Source organism: Pollutimonas bauzanensis (assembly GCF_040393045.1).
GTDB classification, from domain to species: domain Bacteria; phylum Pseudomonadota; class Gammaproteobacteria; order Burkholderiales; family Burkholderiaceae_B; genus Pollutimonas; species Pollutimonas bauzanensis_A.
Map to the genome: position 1 here is coordinate 24102 of NZ_JBEBUX010000040.1, position 6315 is coordinate 30416.

General features: G+C 54.6%; 8 protein-coding genes. 5 read left to right on the forward strand and 3 right to left on the reverse strand.

Features of this window, described 5'->3' with window-relative positions; all coding sequences use genetic code 11:
* Positions 1–30: 30 nt before the first annotated feature.
* A complete protein-coding gene (locus ABWO67_RS08375; protein ID WP_353150252.1) occupies positions 31–489 on the reverse strand; it encodes a MarR family winged helix-turn-helix transcriptional regulator in 459 nt (152 codons plus the stop codon).
* 162 nt (positions 490–651) lie between these two features.
* On the opposite strand from ABWO67_RS08375, the gene ABWO67_RS08380 reads away from it, so the two are divergent.
* From ABWO67_RS08380 to ABWO67_RS08390, 3 genes are all read left to right on the forward strand, one after another.
* Complete coding sequence (locus ABWO67_RS08380; RefSeq protein WP_353150255.1) at positions 652–1176, forward strand: methylated-DNA--[protein]-cysteine S-methyltransferase; 525 nt, start codon at positions 652–654, stop codon at positions 1174–1176.
* Positions 1177–1264: 88 nt separating this feature from the next.
* Positions 1265–2371 (forward strand): bifunctional DNA-binding transcriptional regulator/O6-methylguanine-DNA methyltransferase Ada, encoded by a 1107-nt coding sequence (gene ada / locus ABWO67_RS08385; RefSeq protein ID WP_353150258.1) that lies wholly within the window; start codon positions 1265–1267, stop codon positions 2369–2371.
* 136 nt (positions 2372–2507) lie between these two features.
* Positions 2508–3515 (forward strand): Bug family tripartite tricarboxylate transporter substrate binding protein, encoded by a 1008-nt coding sequence (locus ABWO67_RS08390; protein WP_353150261.1) that lies wholly within the window; start codon positions 2508–2510, stop codon positions 3513–3515.
* A 28-nt stretch (positions 3516–3543) separates the two neighbouring features.
* Here ABWO67_RS08390 and ABWO67_RS08395 read toward each other — a convergent pair whose 3' ends face one another.
* Positions 3544–4347, reverse strand: a complete 804-nt coding sequence (locus tag ABWO67_RS08395; protein WP_353150264.1) for an AraC family transcriptional regulator — start codon at positions 4345–4347, stop codon at positions 3544–3546.
* 88 nt (positions 4348–4435) lie between these two features.
* Between ABWO67_RS08395 and ABWO67_RS08400 the strand changes: the two genes are divergently transcribed.
* Together ABWO67_RS08400 and ABWO67_RS08405 are read left to right on the forward strand one after the other, a co-directional pair.
* Entirely contained in the window at positions 4436–5446 is a 1011-nt protein-coding gene (locus ABWO67_RS08400; protein WP_353150267.1) for a bile acid:sodium symporter family protein, read from the forward strand.
* 9 nt (positions 5447–5455) lie between these two features.
* Complete coding sequence (locus ABWO67_RS08405) at positions 5456–5803, forward strand: two pore domain potassium channel family protein (RefSeq protein ID WP_353150270.1); 348 nt, start codon at positions 5456–5458, stop codon at positions 5801–5803.
* A gap of 55 nt (positions 5804–5858) precedes the next feature.
* Here the strand turns inward: ABWO67_RS08405 and ABWO67_RS08410 are convergent, their stop codons facing one another.
* Positions 5859–6290, reverse strand: coding sequence for an acyl-CoA thioesterase (locus ABWO67_RS08410; RefSeq protein ID WP_353150272.1), 432 nt, complete (start codon positions 6288–6290; stop codon positions 5859–5861).
* Positions 6291–6315: the final 25 nt, after the last annotated feature.

Here is a 6315-nt window from a genome sequence, read left to right on the forward strand (position 1 = left end):
AAATAAAATAAACAGGCAATAATCAACCTGTCATTCCTGCTTCAGTAAATGTTCGCGCAAGGTTTCCAATGCTTGTTTGGTGGTTGCCAGTTCGTCTGTGGAACACTGCACGGCGCACATTACCGATTCAGGCACCGATTCAGCCTTGGCCTGTAAAGCACGACCAGCGGCGGTAAGCGACACGATGACTTGACGCTCGTCGTTAGTGGCGCGCCTGCGCCGCAACAAGCCTGCCGCCTCGAGCCGCTTGAGTAAAGGGGTCAATGTGGCCGAGTCCAGGAACAGCCGTGCGCCGATGTCGGACACAGTCAATTCGTCGCGCTCCCACAGCACCAGCATGACCAGATACTGAGGATAAGTCAGCTCCAATTCGCGCAACAGTTTTCGATATACCTTGTTCATGGCCAATCCGGTGGAATACAGCGCAAAGCAGAGCTGGTCATCCAACAGTAGTCCGGGCGAACGTGGCGATGAGGCTTTTGATTTCATAAGTGCAATATTAAATCGCGCACTATTTAAATGCAAGGTTTTTTAAAAAGCGCAGATCAAAACCCAGGCAGGCGGTCATTTGACAGCAAGATTTGGAGCGCACTACGTCGGCTTTTTACGTAGACTTGATGAAACTGGACTGACTTCCATGGAGATGATGTCATGAGATTGCGACAAAACAAGATCCCCTCTCCCATTGGCGAGATGCTGCTGATTACGGACGAGCAAGAGACCGTCCGGGCACTGGATTTCGACGGCTACCAGCCCCATTTGCATCAGCTTCTTCAGCGGCATTACGGCGACTATAGCTTGACCGATGCCGCACACGACAGCGATATCGCACGACGCCTCCAACGCTATTTTTCTGGCGACCTTGGCGCGCTGGAAGACATCCGCGTCGCTACCAACGGCAGCCCATTTCAACAACAGGTTTGGAGCGCCCTACGCAAGATCCCGCCAGGCCAGGTTCTAAGCTATAGCGATCTGGCCGCCCAACTAGGGCAGCCCAAGGCAGCACGCACAGTCGGCGGCGCCAATGCCACCAATCCGATTGCGATTATCGTTCCCTGTCATCGTATCATCGCCAAGAATGGAAACCTGACGGGCTTTGCATGGGGACTGGAACGCAAGCGCTGGCTACTCACGCATGAACGCGCTGTTCTACACTATAAAAGTACGGCACGTTAACCACAAAATTCGACAGCAAGAGTCGGAGTGTTCTTTATGGATAAACCTTTTACAGTGAATCCATCTAACGAACAGAACGGACCTCGCCATGAAATACAGCTCTCTTCCTACCGCGAACGCAACACACGCTACCGAACTTGACCCTCGCTGGGCAGCGGTTCTTGCCCGCGACCCAGGTGCCGATGAAAAATTCGTGTATGCCGTCAAAACCACCGGCATCTATTGCCGGCCAAGCAGCCCAACACGCCTGCCCAAGGCTGAAAATGTTGAATTCTTCGACACCCCGGAAGCGGCTCAGGCAGCGGGCTACCGACCCAGCCGCCGCGCCGCGGCCGATCAATCGACAATAGCCGCTCAGCATGCATCGCTTATCGCAGCGGCGTGCCGTTATATCGAAACGGCCGAACACGGCCCCACGCTGACTGAACTGGCCGAGCAGGCACAACTAAGCAACTATCATTTCCATCGTTTGTTCAAGTCGGCCACGGGCCTTACGCCGAAAGCTTACGCAGACGCCCATCGCGCACGACGCATGCGCGATGGGCTGGATGGCAACGAATCCATTACTGATGCCATCTACGATGCCGGCTTCAATTCCAACAGCCGCTTTTATGAAGCCGCCAATCACAGGCTGGGCATGCGCCCTAAAGACTACCGGGCTGGCGGCGCCAACACCCAGATTCATTTCGCCATTGGCGAATGCTCGCTGGGATCCATTCTTGTCGCGAAAAGCGAACGGGGTGTATGCGCCATCCTGATGGGTGAAGATCCCGACCAGCTCGCGCGCGATCTGCAAGACCAGTTCCCCAATGCCAGCCTTGTCGGCGCCGATGCAGGCTTTGAACAAGTGGTCGCAAAAGTGGTGGGGCTGGTTGAAGCGCCAAATCTGGGGCTCGATCTGCCGCTGGATGTACGAGGCACGGCGTTTCAAGAGCGCGTCTGGCAGGCGCTACGCGACATACCGGCTGGCACAACCGCCAGCTATGCAGAAATCGCGCAACGCATTGATATGCCCAAAGCGGTACGCGCCGTCGCACAAGCTTGCGGCGCCAACCATTTGGCGGTTGCGATCCCATGCCACCGCGTTGTGCGCAGCGATGGGAATCTTTCGGGCTATCGCTGGGGAGTGGAGCGTAAACGCGAACTGCTGGAACGAGAGGCAGCGGCTGTAAACAAGCGTCAGCAACCTGTGTGATCTTCTACCTTATTCAACGTTTAAAGTTTCGATCTTTTATATCAAAAAGTAATATACAACATCCTTATAAGTCGTAGCGGTTTGATTCCAGCCCTGCTAATGTAGTGAACTTCACACGACTTGTATTGCCTACTGCATGACTACTTATTCCTCACGACGCTTGCTTCCATTCTTTTCTCGTATCGCCAAAGGGGCTGTCGTGGGGTCCGCCCTGCTTGCCGCCAGTTCGAGCTTTGCCGCCGAATGGCCCGAGCGTCCCATCACCATGCTGATGGGCTTTTCCGCTGGCTCAGGTGTCGACGTCATTGCCCGAGGAATCCAGGAACCTTTGCAAGAAGCATTGGGGGTTCCTCTAATTATCGACTACCGCGCGGGAGCTGGCGGTAACCTGGCATCGGCCGCAGTGTCTCGCGCCAAACCCGACGGGTACACAATACTGCTGGGGACAGCAGCAACGCATGGCATCAACCCCGCCATATACAAAGACCTGCCCTTTGATGCCGAAGCCGACTTCACGCCTATCACCCCATTGGTTGACGTATCGAACGTGCTGACCATCAACCCCAAGGTCATCGACGTGACAACCGTGGAGCAGTTCATTGCCGAGGTCAAGGCCAATCCAGGCAAGTACAACTTCGCTTCCACCGGCATCGGAACGGGAACCCAGCTTGCTTTCGAAGAGTTCAATGCGAAGGCCGGTCTGAAAATGGTTCACGTCCCTTATAAAGGCGGACCTGAAGCGCTGCAGTCCGTCGTCAAAGGGGAAACCTGCTGCATCTTTAATCAAGTGCAAACCGTACTGGGCCAATACAAGGCCGGTACAGTGCGCCTTTTGGGCGTAACCACGAGCAAACGCGTCGATGTCGTCAAGGAAATACCGACTATTGCCGAATCGGGTTTACCTGGCTTCGAAAGTTATATCTGGTTCGGTCTATTCGGACCTAAAGACATGGATCCCGCGCTGGTAAACAAAATCAATGCCGCCGCTACAAAGGCGTTGCAAGATCCCGAGGTAGTCAAGCGCCTGACGGCCACCGGCAATACCATTCATATCTCGTCGCCGGAAAAATTCCGTCAGACAGTGCATGAAAATCGCAAGAAGTGGGTCGAAGTCGTCAAAGCGGCGGGTTTGACGCCGCAGTAGGCGAGACAAGGCATACGGCGATGGTAGCCTAACTATCAACAGCAAAAAATTCGCGCGGTGTCGCACCCATTTGCTCGCGGAACGCCGCAACGAATGCAGACATGCTCTGATAGCCGCAAGCCAGCGCGACATCGGTAACGCGCTCGCCGCGTTCCAACATTGGCAGCGCGCTAAACGAGCGGAAACGCTGCCGCCAGAGGCGGAAACTCAAACCCGTTTCCTTCCGGAACAAGCGACTTAAGGTCTTGTCTGAAACACCCAGTTCGCGACTAAAAAACAATAAAGTCTTGCCGCTGTCCGGATTTGCCTGCAGGCTAGCGCAAAGCGCGCGTAACCTGGCGTCTTTAGGCCAAGGCAGCATTAACTCCGCCTCGGGCGCGCACGCCAACTGATCCAGCAACACGCCTGCCAAGCGCCCATCGGGGCCCTTTTCATCATATTGAACCGGCAATGTACTGAAGCTGCGGATCAACTCTCGCAGCAATGCCCCCACAACCAAGACTCGACATTGGTCTCCCGCCAATGGGGCCGCATTCTCGTCAATGTATAAGCTGCGAATTTCCGTATGTTTCGAGCACTTAACGCCGTGCGGCATACCAGCTGGAATCCATATGGCGCGCAGTGGCGGCGCCATAAACCGGCCCGCTGCCGTAGTCACCTCGATCACGCCCCGAACCGCGTACGACAGTTGCGCCCAAGCATGGCTATGGCGACGCTGAATAGCGCGATTGGGCAATGCCTGCGCATGGCCGTATACAGGGCGCGGCAACACGCGCAGCGCCTTTAATTGCGTTGCTGCATCTTGAAAAATGTCCGTTGGGCGATGTTTCATATCCGTTCAGCGTTAAACATAAGTTGGCCGATAGGTTAACGTGCGCCTCAATGCCGCACAACTGTCTTCAAACCAACTCGTTCCGACTATGAATCGCCTGCGCCTGCTCTTCGATAATTTCACCCTGATTCTTATAGCCGTCGTCATCGCCGCCACGCTAGTGCCGGCGCATGGCCGGGGCGCCGTCATATTCGACTGGGCCACCACCCTGGCCATTGGACTGCTGTTTTTCCTGCATGGCGCCAAGCTATCCCGCGACGCTGTCATTGCCGGGGCTACGCACTGGCGTCTGCACCTGTTGGTATTTGGCTGTACCTTCGTCATGTTTCCCCTCATCGGCTGGGGGCTCAAGCCGGTGCTGGAACCACTGCTGGGCGAACCGCTTTACATCGGCCTGTTCTATCTTTGCGTATTGCCCGGAACTGTCCAGTCGGCTATCGCCTTCACCGCGATTGCACGCGGCAATGTCCCCGCAGCAGTCTGCAGCGCCTCGGCATCCAGCCTTATCGGCATTGGGCTCACGCCGCTGCTTCTAAAAGTTTTTCTGGATGCCGACGCCGGCGCCAGCACAGCATCAACCATGGATGCCGTCACTCACATCAGCGTCCAGTTGCTATTGCCGTTTCTGACAGGGCATTTCCTGCGCCCCTGGATAGGCGGCTGGGTCGACCGCAATCGGGCGTGGCTAGTCAATGTAGACCAAAGCTCTATTCTTCTTGTTGTGTATACCGCATTCAGCGCCTCGGTAATCGGCGGGCTGTGGCAAACTGTGCCAGTCAATGCGCTGTTGGTCTTGACGATAATATGCTGCGTATTGTTGGCACTGGTGCTTTACGCCACGACATGGCTGGCCCGCCGCTTCGGCTTCAACAAAGAAGATGAAATCACCATCGTTTTTTGCGGTTCGAAGAAAAGCATGGCTACCGGCGTACCCATGGCGCAGGTGCTGTTCAGCAGCAGCGCTATCGGCCCCGCACTGCTGCCCCTGATCATATTCCATCAGATTCAACTCATGGTATGCGCAGTACTGGCCCAGCATTATTTCAGGCGTGGCCAAAACCTGGGAACACATACGGCAACTTCCGGCAAAATGGGCTAGGATTACGTCATGTACGAATCGAAAAGCGAATCTTTGTTGCCTGCATGGCATTTCATGTTGCGCATGTTCAAGCATGTCGGTCTGGCTATCGCTATCGTGTTGGTAACGCTATCGATCGGAGTACTGGGGCATTTGTGGCTGGAGCCCATCCATTGGCACGACGCCACATTGAATATATCGCTGATACTGGCGGGCATCGGCCCCTTTATCATGCCGGTCAGCTTCGGCGGGAAAATATTCTTCGCGTTCTACAGCATTCTGGTTGGCCTGGTATTTATCGCAACGCTGGGACTGATACTGGCGCCGCTCGCCCATCGCTTGATCCACAAGTTCCATTTGGATGATGATGCCGATTGATCACGGCATGCTTCAGCGGCTTTGGTTAAGTTCGAGACGCACAGATTTCACAGAGCTAAATCAAAGCAGCCAGCACATTTTTTAGTTCCAGCGGCAGGGACACCGGACGGCGGGTTTCCTTGTCGACGTATACATGAACAAAATGCCCATGTGCAGCGCTTAGCGATTCGCCTTTCTTGAAGATTCCTATTTCATAGCGCACGCTGCTATTACCCAGCTTGGCGACTTTGAAACCCGCTTCAATCGCATCCGGAAAAGCGATCGACGAAAAATACTGACAACTGGTTTCCACAACCAGGCCGATGACAGCCCCGCCATGTATATCGAGCACACCTTGTTCAAGCAAGTAGCCATTAACAGCAGTATCGAAGTACGAGTAATACGTCACATTATTGACATGCCCATATACATCGTTGTCCATCCACCTTGTGGTGATCGGCGAAAAAACCTTGAAGTCAGAACGCTGACGAGCTTGTGGTTTACCCATTTTTATTTATCGATAATCAGTTGAT